The organism is uncultured Serinicoccus sp. (genome assembly GCF_947500995.1).
Classification (GTDB): domain Bacteria; phylum Actinomycetota; class Actinomycetes; order Actinomycetales; family Dermatophilaceae; genus Ornithinicoccus.
Map to the genome: position 1 here is coordinate 172,643 of NZ_CANMUA010000001.1, position 17,084 is coordinate 189,726.

Annotated in this window: 14 protein-coding genes; 4 read left to right on the forward strand and 10 right to left on the reverse strand. The window is 73.8% G+C overall.

What is annotated here, in order from left to right:
- Positions 1–125 precede the first annotated feature (125 nt).
- The gene (locus Q0967_RS00680; RefSeq protein ID WP_058891674.1) at positions 126–341 is read left to right on the forward strand and encodes a helix-turn-helix domain-containing protein; all 216 of its coding nucleotides are present in this window, start codon (positions 126–128) and stop codon (positions 339–341) included.
- 28 nt (positions 342–369) lie between these two features.
- Here Q0967_RS00680 and Q0967_RS00685 read toward each other — a convergent pair whose 3' ends face one another.
- Positions 370–915 carry a hypothetical protein gene (locus Q0967_RS00685; RefSeq protein WP_298747784.1) on the reverse strand — a complete coding sequence of 182 codons (546 nt, stop codon included), beginning with the start codon at positions 913–915 and terminating at the stop codon, positions 370–372.
- A 153-nt stretch (positions 916–1,068) separates the two neighbouring features.
- Between Q0967_RS00685 and Q0967_RS00690 the strand changes: the two genes are divergently transcribed.
- Positions 1,069–1,812: a LysM peptidoglycan-binding domain-containing protein gene (locus Q0967_RS00690; protein ID WP_298747781.1), complete on the forward strand. Its 744-nt coding sequence runs from the start codon at positions 1,069–1,071 to the stop codon at positions 1,810–1,812.
- Entirely contained in the window at positions 1,809–2,339 is a 531-nt protein-coding gene (locus Q0967_RS00695) for an Rv3235 family protein (RefSeq protein WP_298747778.1), read from the forward strand. Before Q0967_RS00690 ends, Q0967_RS00695 begins: the two co-directional genes overlap by 4 nt.
- 28 nt (positions 2,340–2,367) lie before the next feature.
- Here Q0967_RS00695 and secA read toward each other — a convergent pair whose 3' ends face one another.
- Entirely contained in the window at positions 2,368–5,106 is a 2,739-nt protein-coding gene (secA, locus tag Q0967_RS00700) for a preprotein translocase subunit SecA (RefSeq protein WP_298747746.1), read from the reverse strand.
- Positions 5,107–5,124: 18 nt separating this feature from the next.
- Here secA and Q0967_RS00705 point away from each other — a divergent pair, with 18 nt between their 5' ends.
- Positions 5,125–6,888 carry a GNAT family N-acetyltransferase gene (locus Q0967_RS00705; protein ID WP_298747743.1) on the forward strand — a complete coding sequence of 588 codons (1,764 nt, stop codon included), beginning with the start codon at positions 5,125–5,127 and terminating at the stop codon, positions 6,886–6,888.
- A gap of 34 nt (positions 6,889–6,922) precedes the next feature.
- Here Q0967_RS00705 and Q0967_RS00710 read toward each other — a convergent pair whose 3' ends face one another.
- The 8 genes from Q0967_RS00710 to mtr form a co-directional block, all read right to left on the reverse strand.
- Positions 6,923–8,128, reverse strand: a complete 1,206-nt coding sequence (locus Q0967_RS00710; RefSeq protein WP_298747740.1) for a winged helix-turn-helix domain-containing protein — start codon at positions 8,126–8,128, stop codon at positions 6,923–6,925.
- Between the two features lie 100 nt (positions 8,129–8,228).
- Positions 8,229–8,939 carry a ribosome hibernation-promoting factor, HPF/YfiA family gene (gene raiA / locus Q0967_RS00715; protein ID WP_367181606.1) on the reverse strand — a complete coding sequence of 237 codons (711 nt, stop codon included), beginning with the start codon at positions 8,937–8,939 and terminating at the stop codon, positions 8,229–8,231.
- A 125-nt stretch (positions 8,940–9,064) separates the two neighbouring features.
- Entirely contained in the window at positions 9,065–9,880 is an 816-nt protein-coding gene (locus Q0967_RS00720) for a ComF family protein (RefSeq protein WP_298747734.1), read from the reverse strand.
- Between the two features lie 9 nt (positions 9,881–9,889).
- Positions 9,890–11,668 (reverse strand): LpqB family beta-propeller domain-containing protein, encoded by a 1,779-nt coding sequence (locus tag Q0967_RS00725; RefSeq protein ID WP_298747731.1) that lies wholly within the window; start codon positions 11,666–11,668, stop codon positions 9,890–9,892.
- On the reverse strand, positions 11,668–13,281 hold the full coding sequence (gene mtrB / locus Q0967_RS00730; RefSeq protein ID WP_298747729.1) for an MtrAB system histidine kinase MtrB: 1,614 nt from the start codon (positions 13,279–13,281) through the stop codon (positions 11,668–11,670). Before mtrB ends, Q0967_RS00725 begins: the two co-directional genes overlap by 1 nt.
- 22 nt (positions 13,282–13,303) lie before the next feature.
- Positions 13,304–13,981, reverse strand: a complete 678-nt coding sequence (gene mtrA / locus Q0967_RS00735) for an MtrAB system response regulator MtrA (RefSeq protein WP_298747727.1) — start codon at positions 13,979–13,981, stop codon at positions 13,304–13,306.
- Between the two features lie 34 nt (positions 13,982–14,015).
- Positions 14,016–15,479, reverse strand: a complete 1,464-nt coding sequence (gene ahcY, locus Q0967_RS00740; protein WP_298747725.1) for an adenosylhomocysteinase — start codon at positions 15,477–15,479, stop codon at positions 14,016–14,018.
- Between the two features lie 9 nt (positions 15,480–15,488).
- Positions 15,489–16,919, reverse strand: a complete 1,431-nt coding sequence (gene mtr / locus Q0967_RS00745) for a mycothione reductase (RefSeq protein ID WP_298747723.1) — start codon at positions 16,917–16,919, stop codon at positions 15,489–15,491.
- Between the last annotated feature and the right edge of the window lie 165 nt (positions 16,920–17,084).

The window sequence follows — 17,084 nt, forward strand, 5'->3', positions numbered from 1 at the left end:
CCTGTCGGCCCGAACGGCACGATAGCGCCCCGGGCCCCCACCTCACCTCCCCTCGTCCACAGGCACCTCACGGCGTGGGGAGGGATCCGTACCATCGTGGTCAGGACCGACGAGAGGAGACCCGCGTGGCCGGGCCCAGATTCCTGACCCTCACCGACGTGGCGGACACCCTCAACGTGTCCCTGTCGCAGGTCAAGGCCCTCGTGCGGTCCGGGGACCTACCCGGGGTCAAGCTGGGGGGTCGCGGCGTCTGGCGGGTCGAGGCGGCCGAGCTCGAGGCCTACATCCAGCGCATGTACACCCGGACCCGCGAGTCGTTGCACCTGGGCGACGGGCCCTGAGCCAGCACCCCTGCCCGATCCAGAGCCGTCAGAGCCGCTGCACCATCGCGATGGCGTCGTAGGGCAGGGCCACCACCCCACGGACCGCGCCCGGTCGGCGCGGCTCGTCGTCCGCGTGCCGCGCCAGGTCCAGGTGGTCGGCCAGGGCCCGGTCCACGGTGCCGCTCGTGTGCTCGCCGCCCTGGTCGAACACCCGCACCCGCGCCCGGTCCCGGCTCAACGCGCGCACGGCGTGCCGCAGTCCGTAGCGACGCGGCCGGTCGTCCACCCGACCGCTGAGCCCCTCGACCGAGAGCAGGGCGGCGGTCGGGACCAGGCGCTCCTGGTGGGAGGAGGAGCGCGCCTCGTGCACCAGCACCCAGTCCGGGCCGACGTCCACCAGCCGCGCCTCCAGGACGCCGACCCCTCGGACCCCCAGGCGCACCAGCCGACCGACGTCCGCGGCCAGCCGGTCCCCCAGGAGGACGCGACCTCGCTCGGCGCGGGTGTGCTCGGCGGTCTCGGCCGCCCGCTCCCGCCGCTCCCAGTCCGCCTGCTGGCCCTCGAGGTCCGCGAAGAGCTGCTCCCAGCGCATCACCCCATGGTGCCAGGCGTCAACGCACCCGTCCGTCCGTCGTCCACAGGTCTTGACGCCTCTGCCGCACCGCTCGTAGATTGCCGTCATCGAACGCACATGAACGCAAACGTACGCATCGTGCACCCACGAGCGTGGTGGAGAGGGGACGCCATGGACACCACAGGGGGGCGGGTCGGTGGCCCGCCGGTCGGCTGGCGGGCCAGCGCCTGGGGAGGGGGTGGCGCCGCCGCCGCGCTGGGGGCCGCGGTGGTGCTGGGATCGCAGGCCACGACCGCGTGGTCGACCAGCGGGACCCCGGACCCGGGAGACGCCGTGCTGGGGGCCATGCTCACCCTGGCGACCGCCCTGCTCCTCTGGGTCGCCGCGGTGCTCCTCGTGGCGGCGTGGCGGGTGCGACCCGCCGCCGGCCCCGCACTCCCGCCCACCTCGGCCTCGGTCCGCGTCGCCACGGCGCTGCTCGTCCTCCTCGCGACGGGCGCCGGCGGCACCGGGGCCGTCGCCGTGCCCGTCTGCGCGACGGCCCCGGGCGGGGCGGAGGGCGGGGCGGAGGACCACGGTCCGGACGACCACGTCGACGCCGCCGGGGACGTGCCCCTGCCGGGATGGACCCCCGCCCCGGTCACCGCCGGGGCCTCCGGACGCGGCGAGGTCGACCTCGTCGGCGGGCGTGCCGCCGCGCAGTGGGACCTGCCGGAGCACGTGGTCGTCCGTCGTGGCGACACCCTGTGGGACCTGGCCGCACGGCACCTCGGCCCCGGGGCCACCTCCGCCGACATCGCCCAGGAGTGGCCACGGTGGTACGCCGCGAACCTCGCCACCATCGGCCCGGACCCGGACCTGATCCTCCCCGGGCAGGAGCTCACCGTGCCCGGAACCGCGGAGGGCGGGCGGTGAACGAGGCGGCCAGGACGCCCGGCGTGCTGCACCTGCGGCTCGTCGACGTCCCGGAGCCCCCCGCCGAGGGCGCGGACTGGACCCGCCCCGAGGCTGCGGCCCCGCCGCACGGGGACGACTACGTCCAGGGGACCCTGGCGGTCGACTTCCGGCACGAGGCCTACGACAGCTACTTCGGCCCGCAGGCCACCACCACCGACGACCTCCCGGAGGCCCGCGCCTGGGCGGACCGGATGATCCGGGCCCTGCTGGAGATCTGCGCCGGCACCCGACCCGTCCACCAGCTGTCCCGCTGGTTGGCGCCGGAGGTGCGCGACCGGGTCGCGCGCCGGTCGACGCTGGCCCGTCGGCGGGGGCACTGCCGCAGCGGCCCGCCCGTCGTCCGCGCCCTCCTGACCTGCCATCCCGCCGACGGCGTGTGCGAGGTCGCGGCGGTGGTCCACCTCGACGGCAGGGTCCGCGCCCTGGCCCTGCGCATGAGCGGCGTCGACCGGCGGTGGGTCATCACCGCCCTCGAGCTGGGCTAGGTCCTAGGTCCCGGCCGGCCGGGGCCGCTCAGCTGCGGCCGCGCTGCGCCGCCGCCCGGCGCTGGGCCCGGTTGCCCTGGCCCTGCCCCTGGTCGGTCGACGACGAGCCGTTCGGAGCGCCGTCGCTGTGGCTGCCGTCCGCCCGGACGCTGCTGGCCTGGACGTCGCCGCCCTCACCCGGGGCGACGAAGGTCAACCCCTGCCGGGGAGCGGGCTGCTGGGTCTGCGGGGCTCCGCCCGCGGACACCTGGGCGTGGAAGAGCAGGCGCACCGACTCCTCCTTGATCGCCTCCATGACCGCCTGGAAGAGCTGGTAGCCCTCGCGCTGGTACTCCACCAGGGGCTCGCGCTGGGCCATGGCCCGCAGCCCGATCCCCTCCTTGAGGTAGTCCATCTCGTAGAGGTGCTCGCGCCACTTGCGGTCGAGGACCTGCAGCACGACGCGTCGCTCCACGTCGCGCATGACCTCCTCGCCGAGCTCGGCCTCGCGCTCGTCGTAGGCGTGCTGGGCGTCGCTGGTGAGCTCCTCGACGAGCAGGTCGGTGGTCACGCCGGCCCGGCTCCCGGCGCGTTCGACGATCTGCTCGATACGCAGGCCGACCGGGTAGACCTGGCCCAGCTCCTGCCACAGCGCCTCGAGGTCGATGCCGTCGGCCAGACCGGCGCCCCCGGCGCTGGTGACGTAGTCGCCGACGACGTCGTTGACGAAGTGGCGGACCTGCTCGTGCAGGTCCTCACCCTCGAGGACGCGTCGACGCTCGGCGTAGATCACCTCGCGCTGGCGGTTGAGCACGTCGTCGTACTTGAGGACGTTCTTCCGGGTCTCGAAGTGCTGGGCCTCGACCTGGCTCTGCGCGCTGGCGATGGACCGGGAGACGATCTTGGACTCGATCGGCACGTCGTCCTGCATCCCCGACGTCGACATCACGCGGTCCACGAGAGCGGCGTTGAACATCCGCATGAGGTCGTCCTGCAGGGACAGGTAGAAGCGCGACTCCCCCGGGTCTCCCTGACGACCGGCGCGGCCCCGCAGCTGGTTGTCGATGCGGCGTGACTCGTGCCGCTCGGTGCCGAGGACGTAGAGACCGCCGAGCTCGGTGACCTCCTCGTGCTCGGCCTCGACGGAGGCCTCGGCCTGGGCGAGCGCCTCGTCCCACGCCGCCTCGTACTCCTCCGGGGTCTCGTGCGGGTCCAGCCCGCGGCCCTGCAGCGCGGTCACCGCACGAAACTCCGAGTTGCCCCCGAGCATGATGTCCGTGCCACGGCCGGCCATGTTGGTCGAGACGGTGACGGCGCCCTTGCGCCCCGCCTCGGCCACGATCGAGGCCTCCCGCTCGTGGTGCTTGGCGTTGAGCACCTCGTGCCGGACCCCGCGCCGGCGCAGCTGGTCGGAGAGGTACTCCGACTTCGCGACCGAGGTGGTGCCCACGAGCACCGGCTGCCCGGCCCGGTGACGCTCGACGATGTCGTCGACCACCGCGCCGAACTTCGCCTCCTCGGTGCGGTAGACGAGGTCCGGCATGTCCTGGCGGATCATCGGCCGGTTGGTGGGGATGGACAGCACGCCGACCTTGTAGATCTGATGCAGCTCAGCCGCCTCGGTCTGGGCCGTGCCGGTCATCCCGGCGAGCTTGTCGTACATCCGGAAGTAGTTCTGGAGGGTCACCGTGGCCAGGGTCTGGTTCTCGTTCTTGATCTCGACCCCCTCCTTGGCCTCGATGGCCTGGTGCATGCCCTCGTTGTAGCGGCGGCCCGGGAGGATGCGGCCGGTGTGCTCGTCCACGATCATCACCTGACCGTCCATGACGACGTAGTCCTTGTCGCGGGTGAACAGCTCGCGGGCCTTGATGGCGTTGTTGAGGTAGCCGATGAGCGGGGTGTTGGCCGACTCGTAGAGGTTGTCGATGCCGAGGTAGTCCTCGACCTTCTCGATGCCGCGCTCGAGGACCCCGACGGTCTTCTTCTTCTCGTCGACCTCGTAGTCGCCGCTGGACTCGATCCCGCGCAGCGGGTCGGCGGCCTCGCCGCGCTCCAGCCGGCGGACGACCTTGGAGAACTCGGTGTACCACTTCGTCGGCTGGTCGGCGGGACCGGAGATGATGAGCGGCGTGCGGGCCTCGTCGATGAGGATGGAGTCGACCTCGTCCACGATCGCGAACTGGTGCTCGCGCTGCACGAGGTCCTTGAGCGAGGTCGCCATGTTGTCGCGCAGGTAGTCGAAGCCGAACTCGTTGTTGGTGCCGTAGGTGATGTCCATGGCGTACTGCTCACGACGTTGCGAGGGCGTCATCGACGACAGGATGCACCCGGTCTCCAGACCGAGGGCGCGGTGCACGCGTCCCATGAGCTCGGACTGGTACTGCGCGAGGTAGTCGTTAGTGGTGATGACGTGCACGCCCCGGCCGGTGAGCGCGTTGAGGTAGGACGGCAGCGTCGCGACCAGGGTCTTGCCCTCGCCCGTGCGCATCTCGGCGACGTTGCCCTGGTGCATGGCGGCGCCGCCCATGATCTGCACGTCGAAGTGGCGCTTGCCGATGGTGCGCTTGCTGGCCTCGCGCACGGCCGCGAACGCCTCGGGCAGGAGCTGGTCCAGGGTCTGCCCGTCGGCGAGCCGCGCCTTGAACCGCTCGGTCTCCTCGCGCAGCTCGGCGTCGGACAGTCCCTCGAAGTCCTCCTCGAGGGCGTTGACCTGCTTGGCGACGGTCTCCAGTCGGCGCAGCGCGGACTTCTCCCCGGCGCGCAGCATCTTTTCGAACAGGTTCGGCACGCGTCTAGGCTAACGGGCATGGCTGAGGATGCCGCATCGAGCGTGGGGCCGGTGCGCCAGCAGGAGGGGTGGCGGATCGTCCCGCCGCACGAGGGGCACGTCGCGCTGCTGCTGGACCTGGGGGCTGACGAGGAGGCGCGCCGGTGGGGCGACGCCGTCCCCGTCCGGGACCCGGGGGCGGCACGGGCCTGGGTGGCGGTCGCCCGCGACGGGTGGGCAGCCCGGCACCGCTGGGCTCCGCGGCGCTGGGCCGTGGAGGGGTCCGCCGGGGCGGCCACCGGGGCGGGTGCGGATCGCGGATGGCGTCCGGTCGGCGTGGTGGAGTACCGCCCGGACGGCCACGGGGGCGCCGAGGTCGGGTATGCCGTCCACCCGGACCACCGCGGCCAGGGGGTCGCCACGCGGGCGCTCGGTCTCGCGCTGGACCACGCCTTCGAGGAGGACGACGTGGTCCTGGCGCGCTGGCGTGCCGAGGTCGGCCACCGGGCCTCCCGGCGGGTCGCCTGGCGGCTGGGCTTCTCCGTGCCGGTGCACGTCCGGGGCCTGCTGCCGGGGTGGGACCAGGACACCGCACCCCGCGACGGGTGGATGGCGACGTTGCACCGGGACGACCCGCGGGAGCCGGCATACCCGTGGCGGGAGATCCCGGTGCTGGCCGAGCAGGACGGTGACGTCCGGCTGCGTCCCTGGCGGGCGGACGCCGACGACACCGCGGCCCTGATGTCGGTCGACGACGTGGCCCGGCAGTTCGTCGGCCCGGTCCTGCCGGGGTCCGGCGAGGAGGCCGTGCGGGCCTGGACCAGGGCCCGGCTCGAGTCGGCCCTGCTCGGGCACGGCCTCACCTGGTGCATCGCCGACGCGCGCTCCGACGTGGCGCTCGGCGGCATCTCCCTCTTCGACCTGCTGGACCCCTTCGCCCACGGGTGCGCCGAGGTGGGCTACTGGCTCCTCCCCGCCGGTCGCGGGAGGGGGGCCGTGACCCAGGCGTTGCGCCTGGTCACCCGGTATGCCGCGGCCGAGCTCGGCGTGCACCGGGTCGCCGCCCAGACCGACGAGCGCAACGAGGCCTCGCACCGCGCGCTCCTGCGCGCGGGCTTCCGGTGGACGGTCACCGAGCCCCAGTCGTGCGTCTACTGCGCCGGGGGTGAGAGGCACGGCACCGCCCGGTTCGCGCTGCTCGGCGACGACGGGGCCGGGTCACCGGGAGTCCCGGCACCGCTCCCGACGCTGCGTGCCGACCCCCTGGTGCTGCGCCCGTGGCGCACCGGCGACGAGGACCGGATCGTCGAGGCGGTGACCGATCCGCTCAGCCGGCGATACCTGCCGCAGCTGCCCGACCCCTACGGCCAGCCGGATGCTGCGACCTTCGTCCAGGCCTGCGCCGAGGCCGCCGAGCGCGGCGAGCGGCGCACCTGGGCGGTGGCGGACGCGGCCGACGACCGGGTGCTGGGCGCGGTCAGTCTCACCCAGGCGTCCGCCTCGGGGCCGCCCGGGGAGATCGGCTACTGGGCCCACCCGGACGCCCGCGGCCGCGGCGTGACCACGGCCGCGGTGAGAGCGGTCGTCCGGTACGCCCTGGCGCCGGGGGCCGAGCAGGGTCTGGGCCTGCGGCGGGTCTGGGTGCAGGCGGCGGGCAGCAACCTGGCCAGCCAGCGCGTCGCGGTCGCGGCGGGGCTGCGCGAGGTGGGACGGGACCGTCAGGCCGAGGTCCTGGGCGACGGCACGGTCGAGGACCTGGTGCGGTTCGACCTCCTGGCGCAGGAGGTGCCTGCCCCGGGGTGAGCGCGCGCGCCGGGCCGGCGGGCTGGCGACGATCTCAGGTCGGCAGGTCGACCCTTCCCAGGCCCAGCCAGCCGGCCATCGTCTCGAGCTCGGCGACCAGCCGGGGAGCCGCGTGGGCCACGTCGGTGCCCTGCTCCCAGTGGACGGCCCGGGACCGCAGCACCCCCGCCTCCCGGTCCGCCTTGAGGTCGACCCGCCCGACGAGGTGCTCGTCGAGAAGGAAGGGCAGGACGTAGTAGCCGTGCACCCGTTGCGGCGCAGGGACGTAGATCTCCAGGCGGTAGCGGAAGTCCCAGAGCTGCTCCACCCGCTCGCGCTGCCAGACCAGGGAGTCGAACGGGCTCAGCAGCGCGCAACCCTCGACCCGGCGGGGTCGTCGGGCCCGGGGATCCAGCCACACCGGCCGGTCCCAGCCGTGGACGCGCACCCGCTCGGCCCGGCCCTGCGCCTCGAGCCTTGCGAGGGCCGCCGTCACGACCGGTCCACGCACCCGGAAGTAGTCGGCCAGGCAGCGCATGCTGCCCAGCCCGTGCGCCCGCAGCGCGACGGCCAGCAGCTCCACCACCGACTCCAGCTCGTCGGGCGCGTCCGGCTCACCGGGTGCACGACGCAGGACGTCCGGGGGCAGCACCTGCGTGGTGCAGGCATACCGCCGCTCGAACTGGCTGGTGCGCGCGGCGCTGGTGAGCTCGCCGGTCGCGAAGAGCGACTCCAGGGAGGTCTTGACCGCCGACCAGTTCCACCCCCAGTGGTCGTTGCGGCGCGTCGCGCCGTGCGGCAGGTGGACCTCGACCTCGCGGGCGGTGAGCGGCCCGTGCTCCGCCACCACCTCGCCGACCGCCTCCAGCAGTCCGGGATGCTCCTCGCGCAGCTGCCCACGACGCGCGAGCACGCGGGGACGCCGCATCCGGAAGCCGAGCAGGGGCCAGGTCGCCAGCGGGACGAGGGACGCCTCGTGCGCCCAGACCTCGACCATGCGGCGGCCGGCGCGGGCGCGGCCGCGCACCCCGGCGCCGTCCCGCATGCGGTCCAGGGACGCCGTGTCGTAGGCGCCGAGGCGGGAGAAGAACGGCAGGTACTGGCTGCGGGCGAGGACGTTGACGCTGTCGATCTGGACGACACCGAGGCGGTCCAGGACGCCGGTGAGCTGGCGGGTGCCGGGACCCTCGGGGCGGGCCCGGCCGAAGCCCTGGGCGGCGAGCGCGACACGGCGGGCCTGCGCCGGGGTGAGGGTCAGCACGGGGACCACCCTGCCAGTGCCCTCCGACGCACCGGCCCCGGGGCCACCGCAGGCGGGTGGTCCCCGGGGCCGGTCCGTCGGACCCGTGCGGGCCCCGGGCTCAGGAGGCGACCGCCTGGGCCCGCTCTCCCGTGCCGTGCTGCGGCTGGACCGCGTGCTCGTCGCCGTCGGTGTCGCCGTCGGCGTCGACGGCGTCCAGGCGCAGCACGCCGTAGGACCAGCCGCGGCGGCGGTAGACCACGCTCGGCCGGTCGGTGTCCGCGTCGTGGAAGAGGAAGAACTCGTGGCCGACCAGCTCCATCTGGGACAGCGCCTCCCCCACGGTCATGGGTGGCGACGCGTGCACCTTCTCGCGGATCTCGATGGGGCTGTTGCCGCGCGTCTGCAGGGCCTCGTCGACGGCCTCCTCGGGGCTGCGCGCGGCCGCGTGCTCACGGTCGTCGTCCTGGTCCGCGAGCGGGTCGGTGGGCAGTCCGAAGGTCGCCTCGGCGACGGAGGGGAGACGGTGCTTGCCGGTGTGGGAGACCCGCCGCTTGTCACCGAGCCGTCGCAGCCGCTCGGCCAGCTTGCCCATGGCGAGGTCCAGCGCGGCGTACTCCTCGTCCGCGGCGGCCTCGGCCCGGACCACGGTCCGGTGGACGTAGCAGGTGATCTCGCAGCGCTCGGCCTCCTTGGCCTGGCGCGGGTTGGTCTCGCGGGTCAGCACCACCTCGGTGCGACGGACCCGGGGGGCCAGCTGCGGGACCTTGTCCAGCTTGTCCTCGATGTGGCGGCGGAAGCGCTCGGGCACGTCTCTCTTGCGACCAGTCACGCTGAGTTCCATCAATAACCTCCATGCAAGACGGTGTGGTTCGGGGTATGGCGTCGGCGACGGCGCCTGCTCTCGACCGGCCTCACCCCCTCACGTCTGCTCGCGAGGTGCTCCATGAACCCACACTAGTCCGGCTCCCCCGTGCGCGATAGGGCAGGCTCGGAGTCGGCGCGCCCGCGGCGGGCGGTCGCCGCCACGGTGGCCGCGACCACCCTTCCGGCCCCTGCCTGGCGCAGCGCGCGAGCACACTCGGCGAGCGTCGCGCCGGTGGTGACGACGTCGTCCACGACGACGCACGGCACGCCCGCGAGAGCACCGACCAGCCCGGGGCGCACCCGGACGGCGCCGCCGAGGTTCGCCGCCCGCTGCCCGGCCGACAACCCGGCCTGGTCGGCGACGGCCCGGGTGAGGACGAGGGCCGGGACCACGGCACGCCGCGTCCCGGCCGCGACGACGGCGAGCTCGCGCACCGGGCAGCGACCCCGGGAGCGGGTGCTGGCCGCGGCCGACGGGGCGGGGAGCACGGCGACCGGGCGGCCGGCCCGGAGGGCGTCCCGGTGCTCCGGGGAGCCCGCGACGGCGGCTGCGACCGCCCCCCGCAGCACGTCGCCGAGGGCCCCCGTGAGGTCCACCCGGTCCTGCTCCTTCCAGGCGACGACGAGGGCGGGCAGGACGCCCTGGTAGGCCGGGCCCGACCAGGTGGGCGGGAAGCCGGGCGGGCATGGTGTGGGGCGCCAGGGGCGGGGCCCCGTCGCGTGCAGCTGGCCCAGGCAGTCAGGGCACAGACGGTGCCCCGAGCGCCCGCAGCCGGCGCACCCCGCCGGGGCGACCAGCTCCAGCAGGGCGCGCAGGTCCTCCCCCGGCCGCCACGGCATACCCCAGGATCGCACCCTCGGACCCGACGTGCGGCTGTCCACACCGATGCCGAGCGCGTCCGGCACCGACGCGCCTCAGCCGCCCGGGACGACCACCTGGTCCCCGTTGCGGACCGGCTGCCAGCCCCGTTGCCCCTCGGGGACGTAGACCCCGCCGTCCTGCGTGCGGGCGATGACGTCCACCCCCGTGACCCGGGGCACGGGGGTGGCGTCGACCAGGCCGGGGAGCTCGCCCAGGGGCTCCAGCCACCCGCCGAGCGCGAGCCGGAAGGCCTGCGGCTCGAGGTCGTCCTGACGCTGCCCGACGACGACGAGCTCGCCCGCCGCGCTCCAGTGCGCGGCCGAGACGTCACGCAGCGTCGTCGCGACCGGCAACGGGGTGGTGAGCTCGCGGGGGCGACCCGCGGAGTCCCGGACGATGCCGCTGACCAGCAGGCGGCCGACCGTCGGCTCCTCGGTCTCCTCGGTCGTCGTCGGACCCACGACCAGCGCGGCCCTGCTGCCGTCGGGGGAGATCGACATCGCCTCGACCCGGTCCTCGTCCTCCAGCCAGTCGGCCTCCACCGGACGTGCCACGGCGTCGAGCTGCGCGGCGTCGACCACCCAGACCCGGGGGGTCTGGGTGCTGCGGTGCACCCCGCCGACCCAGAAGGCGCCCTGGGGGTCCACCGCCGGGGCGGTGAGCCCGTCGCCGATGCCCTCGTTGGTGTGCACCCGCTCCCCCCGCCAGCGACGGAAGGCGGTGCCGTCGACCGAGACCGCGGCCAGGTCGTCGAGCCGGTCGGTCGCCGCCAGGCCGGTCCAGCGCAGCTCCACCTGCGGCAGCGCCACGTCGTCGGGGACGTCGAGGTCGCGCAGGGCGTACTGGGAGGGGTCCACCAGGATGAGATCCTCACCGACCCGCAGCAGCACCTCCGAGACCTGCCGGTCCACCTCGGCGTAGGGCAGCTCGGTGGCGGCCGCGATGGGACCCTCGGCGCCGTCCAGCCGCAGGGGCTGACCGGACGCCTGCACCTCCACCCCGGCCACCGAGCTCAGCCCGAGCAGGCTGTGCGCCAGCTGGCTGCTGAGCCCCTCGGCACGCGTCTCGTCCTGGGCCAGCGTCGCGCCCTGCAGGTTGACCGTGGCGACCAGGGTGGAGGGGTCGACGGGGACGGCCGGCGTCGCGAGCCGGACGGACTCGTTGGCGGCGGTGCTGACCGCCCCCTCCAGGTAGGCGGGCAGGGGTGCCAGCTGGGCGCGGGTGACCGCCGTGGGCAGGCCCTCGCTGTCGGCCAGCCACCGCAGCTCGGGGACGAAGACGTCCTCCTGCGTGTTGAGGTAGGACAGCACCGTCGGGCGGAAGACCCGCTCGAAGGCGGTGTCGGAGAGCCACAGGCCGGCGTCGTCCGGGAAGGTGCTGATGCGCGGCTCGCCGTCCACCTCGGTGAGGCCGAAGGTCTGCGTCGAGGACTGCGGGGCCTGCTCGGTGAGCCGCCCGTCGGCGTCCACCCGGCCCACCACGTCCAGCTCGACGCTCACCTCGTCCTCGGAGAGCAGGGTGAGCTCGGCGTCGCCCTCGTAGATCAGGACCGTGGCGGTCGGCACCCAGCTGCTGGCCAACTCGGAGGCGAGGTAGGAACGGGACACGTCGTCGTCCCCGGCGAAGCCCTCGCTCGCCCGCAGGAACCCCTCGACGACCTCGATGGGGCCGGCACCGGGCCGGGCGGGGGGCAGCAGACGGTCGACCTCGCGCTCGGACTGCTGGGAGACCGGCAGGCCGGCCCGCGGTGCGGAGCTGGTCGGGAGCTGCCCCGAGCAGCCGGTGGTGAGGAGCGCGGTGGCGGCGAGCACCGCGACCAGGGGGGTCCGCATCAGTCGTCCTCTCTCGTGGCCAGCGCCAGCACGACGGGGGGCACCTCGGCGTCCCGGGCGGCGGTGGCGCCACCGACGGGCCCCGGCCCGGAGGGCACCTCCGGCGGCTCGTCGGCGATGACGTGGGTATGGGCGCGGGGCAGCAGCAGGCGGAAGCAGGCGCCCTCGCCGGGCCGGCTGCCGACCTGCAACCACCCTCCGTGGACGCGGGCGTCCTCCTGGGCGATCGCCAGGCCGAGCCCGGTGCCGCCGGTGGTGCGGGTGCGGGCGGGGTCGGCCCGCCAGAACCGGTCGAAGACCTGGTCGCGCTGCTCCTCGGTCAGCCCGATGCCGTGGTCGCGCACGCTGATCGAGACCACCTGGGGGTTGGTGGCCACGGTGACGTCCACCGGCAGCCCCTCGCCGTGCTCGACCGCGTTGGTCAGCAGGTTGCGCAGGATGCGGGAGACCCGGCGACCGTCCATGCAGACCTCGACCCGCTCGCTGGGCACGTGCACCCGCAGCACCGTGCCCACCTTGTCGGCGAGGGTCTGCACCCCCTGCACCGCGGCGAGGACCGCGGGCAGGATGTCCTCCTCGTGGCGCTCCACGGTGGCGGCACCGGAGTCGAAGCGGCTGATCTCCAGCAGCTCGGCGAGCAGCTCCTCGAACCGGTCCATCTCCTGGTCGAGCAGCTCGGCGGACCGGGCGACCGGCGCCGCGAAGTCCTCCCGCGAGGCGTGCAGCACGTCGCCGGCCATCCGCATGGTCGTCAGCGGGGTGCGCAGCTCGTGCGAGACGTCGGAGACGAAGCGCTGCTGCAGCTGGGACAGCGAGCGCAGCTCGCGGATCTGGTGCTGGATGGAGTCGGCCATGGTGTTGAAGGAGGTCGCGAGCTGGGCGATCTCGTCGTTGCCCACGACGGGCAGCCGCTCGTCGAGGTGCCCCTGCGCCACCTCCTGGGACGCCTTGGCGACCTCCTCCACCGGCCGGGTCACCATGCGCGTCGCCAGCAGCGCCAGCCCCACAGCGAGGGCGAGCAGGCCCAGCCCGCCCAGGAGGAAGAGCTGCCGGACGAGGTCGAGGGTCTCCTGCTCGCGCAGCAGCGGGTAGACGAGGACGAGGTCGTACGGCCCCGCGCGCAGCAACGACACCCGGGAGCCCACCACGACGGCCGCCGTGCTCTCCTGCCCCTCCCCGAGCGACATCGGCACCACCATGACCTGCTGGTTGGCCGGGTCCTGCGCGATCGCCTCCTGCAGCGCGGCGGGGACGTCCTCGGCGGAGACCCCGGTGGACATGCGCTCCACCACGCCGCTGGTGTTGCCGAGGGCCGGGAGCAGCAGGGCCCGGCGCCCGTCCGCGGCCGACGGACCGCTCATCGACTGGATCTGCTCCTCGGCCAGCCCCCGCAGGCCGCTGTCGTCCCGGCGGTCCGTGGAGTCGAACGCCCGCTGGGCGGTGGCGACCTGCTGGGAGGCGTCCCGCTCCGCGCTGTCCACGGCCTGCTCCACCAGGCCCCGGGAGACCTGCTGGTAGAGCAGGGTGCCGAGCAGGACGGCCAGCAGGGTGCCCACCAGGACCGTCGAGGTGATGACGCGCGCCCGCAACGAGCCCCGCCACCAGGTCAGCACGCGCCGCCCGGTGGCGAACGGGTCAGGGGTGTCCGGCCTTGTATCCGACGCCACGCACCGTCACCACGATCTGGGGGTTCTCCGGGTCCTTCTCGATCTTGCTCCGCAGCCGCTGGACGTGCACGTTGACCAGCCGGGTGTCCCCCGCGTGGCGGTAGCCCCAGACCTGCTCGAGCAGCGACTCCCGGTCGAAGACCTGGGTGGGCTTGCTCGCCAGCGCCACGAGCAGGTCGAACTCGAGCGGGGTGAGCGGGATCTGCTCGCCGGCCCGGGTGACCTCGTGCCCGGCGACGTCGATCTGGACGTCACCCACCTGCAGCCGGGTGTCGTCGCCGGACTCGGTGCGGCGCAGCCGCGCCCGGATCCGGGCCAGCAGCTCCTGCGGCTTGAACGGCTTGACGACGTAGTCGTCCGCACCGGCCTCCAGACCCAGGACGACGTCCTTGGTGTCCGTGCGGGCGGTGAGCATGACGACCGGGATCCCGGACTCCGCCCGCAGCTCACGGCATACCTCGATCCCGTCCTTGGACGGCAGCATGACGTCCAGGAGGACGAGGTCGGGACGGAACTCGCGGAACATCGGCATCGCCCGTCCCCCGTCGGCGCAGCTGGCGACCTCGTAGCCCTCCTTGCGCAGCACGATGCCCAGCATCTCGGCCAGGGCCTGGTCGTCGTCGACCACGAGTACTCGAGCGCTCACGGGTTCCTCCTGCGTCTGTGCCCCTGCACCAGCATCAGTAGCGGTAGTGCTCCGGCTTGAACGGGCCGGCCACGTCGACCCCGAGATAGCTCGCCTGCTCCTTGGTCAGCTCGGTCAGGTCGGCCGCGACCGAGGCCAGGTGCAGCCGCGCGACCTCCTCGTCGAGCTCCTTGCGCAGCGTGTGGACGCCGAGCGGGTAGGCCTCGAGCCGGGTGTGCAGCTCGATCTGGGCCAGCACCTGGTTGGCGAAGCTCGCCGACATGACGAAGCTCGGGTGCCCGGTGGCGTTGCCGAGGTTGAGCAGGCGGCCCTCGGACAGCACGATGATCGAGCGACCGTCGGTGAAGGTCCACTCGTGCACCTGCGGCTTGATCTCCACCCGCTGCACGTCCGGCACCCGCGCGAGACCGGCCATGTCGATCTCGTTGTCGAAGTGCCCGATGTTGCCCAGCACGGCCTTGTCCTTCATCGCCGCCATGTGCTGCGGGGTGACGACGTCCTTGCACCCGGTCGCGGTGATGACGAAGTCCGCCGAGCCGATGACGTCCTCCAGCCGGGCGACCTGGTAGCCGTCCATGGCGGCCTGCAGGGCACAGATGGGGTCGATCTCGGTGACGATCACCCGGGCACCCTGACCGCGCAAGGCCTCCGCGCAGCCCTTGCCGACGTCGCCGTAACCGCAGACCACCGCGACCTTGCCCCCGATGAGCACGTCGGTGGCGCGGTTGATGCCGTCGATGAGGCTGTGCCGGCAGCCGTAGGTGTTGTCGAACTTGCTCTTGGTGACCGCGTCGTTGACGTTGATCGCCGGGAAGAGCAGCTCCCCGGCCTCGTGCAGCTGGTAGAGCCGGTGCACCCCGGTGGTCGTCTCCTCCGACACCCCGCGGATGCCCTCGGCGACCCGGGTCCAGCGCTGCGGGTCATGCGCCAACGAGGCGCGCACGGTCTCCAGGATGACCTTCCACTCCTCCGGGTCCTCCTGCTGCGGGGTGGGCACGGCCCCCTGCCGCTCCCACTCCCGACCCTTGAGCACCAGCAGCGTGGCGTCGCCCCCGTCGTCGAGGATGAGGGTGGGGCCGGCCCCGTCCGGCCAGAGCATGATCTGGGTCGTGCACCACCAGTACTCCGGCAGGGTCTCGCCCTTCCAGGCGAAGACGGGGACGCCCTGGGGCTCCTCGGGGCTGCCCTGCGGGCCCACGACCACGGCGGCGGCCGCCTCGTCCTGGGTGGAGAAGATGTTGCAGGAGGCCCAGCGCACCTGCGCGCCGAGCGCGACGAGGGTCTCGATGAGCACGGCGGTCTGGACGGTCATGTGCAGCGACCCGGCGATCCGGGCGCCGGCCAGCGGCTGCTCGTGGGCGAAGCGTTCGCGCAGCGCCATGAGGCCCGGCATCTCGTGCTCGGCCAGCCGGATCTGGTGCCGCCCCTGCTCGGCGAGCCCCAGGTCGCGGACCCGGTGCTCCAGCGCGGTGCCGGTCGTCGTCATCGTGTCGGGCATGGGGTCATGCTACGTGGCGTCCCCGACGTCCTCCGGCACGTGCAGGCCCAGCAGCGCGTTCTCCAGCACCTCGGACAGCGCCGGGTGGATCCAGTACTGGCCCCGCGCCAGCTCGTGGGCGGTCACCGAGGGGCCCATGCTCAGCGCCTGGATGGCGGGCTGGATGAGGGTGCTGGCCATCGGGCCCATCGCGTGCACCCCGAGCAGTCGCCCGGTCGCGGCGTCGCCCACCGCCTTGAGCAGCCCGGTGGTGTCCTCCATCGCCCAGCCGTACGCGGTGTCCCCGAAGCGCTGCACCTTGGTGGTCACGGCATACCCCTCGTCCTGCGCCTGGGCCTCGGTGAGGCCGACGCAGGCCATCTGCGGGTGGGTGAAGACGGCGGCCGGCACGAACCGGTGGTCGAAGGCGCGCAGGTCGTCGGGGTGGGCGAGGTTGTGGGCGACCACCCGGGCCTCGTGGTTGGCGACGTGCTTGAGCTGGTACTCGGAGGAGGCGTCGCCCAGCGACCACACGCCGGCGACGCCGGTGCGGCCGAAGCGGTCCACGACGACCCGCCCGTCGTCGTGGGTGGCCACCCCGGTGTGCTCCAGCCCCAGGTCGTGGGTGTGCGGCGTGCGTCCCGTCGCCACGAGGAGGACCTCCCCGCTCGCCGTCGAGCCGTCAGACAGGGTGAGCTCGATCTCCGCCTCCCCCTGCTCGAGCGAGACGGCCTCGACCCCGGTCCGGACGTCCCACTGGGCCCGTGCGAGGTCGGTCCACGCGGCGGCCAGCTCCGCGTCGAGCGCGCGCAGGAGCCCGTCGCCGCGGGTGACGATCCGCACCGCCACGCCGAGGGCGGAGAAGATGTGGGCGAACTCCGCGGCGATGTAACCTCCGCCGAGGATGACCAGGCTGGCGGGCAGCTCGGGCAGGCGCATGACCGTGTCGGAGGTGTGGAAGGGCACCCCCGAGTCCAGCACGACGTCGGGGACGTGGGGCCGCGAGCCGGTCGCGATGACGACCTGGTCGCCCGTGATGCGGTGCACCGAGCCCAGCTCGTGGTGGCCTCCGGGACGGGTGATCTCGATCTCCAGCTCGTGGTCGGAGACGAAGCGGGCGTGGCCGAGGTAGGCGTCGGTGTTGCCCCCGTCGACGCGGTAGTCCCGGCCACCGTCGCTGATCGGGTCGATCCGGCCGAAGACCCGGTCCCGGATGTCGGTCCACCGCACCTGGTCCAGGCTCGCGTCGATGCCGAAGCGCGCCGCGTCGCGGATGGTCGAGGCCACCTCCGCGGCATACACGAACATCTTGGTGGGGATGCACCCGACGTTGAGGCAGGTGCCACCGAAGACCCCGCCCTCGACGACGGCGATCCGCCGCCCCTCCAGCTCGGGAGTGACCAGCGAGTTGCCGGAGCCGGTGCCGATGATGACGAGGTCGTAGTGGGTGGTGTCGCTCACCTGGTCAGCGTAGTTCGCCCCCAGACGCACGCCACCGGAGGTGGGGTCGCCCCCCCCCGGGGGCGCCGTGAGCAGCGCCAGGTATGCGGCACGGGGTTGCTTTCGTACAGGTGTTCGACTACACTGGGAGGCACCCGCCGAGGTCGGCGGGGTGGAGCAGATCCT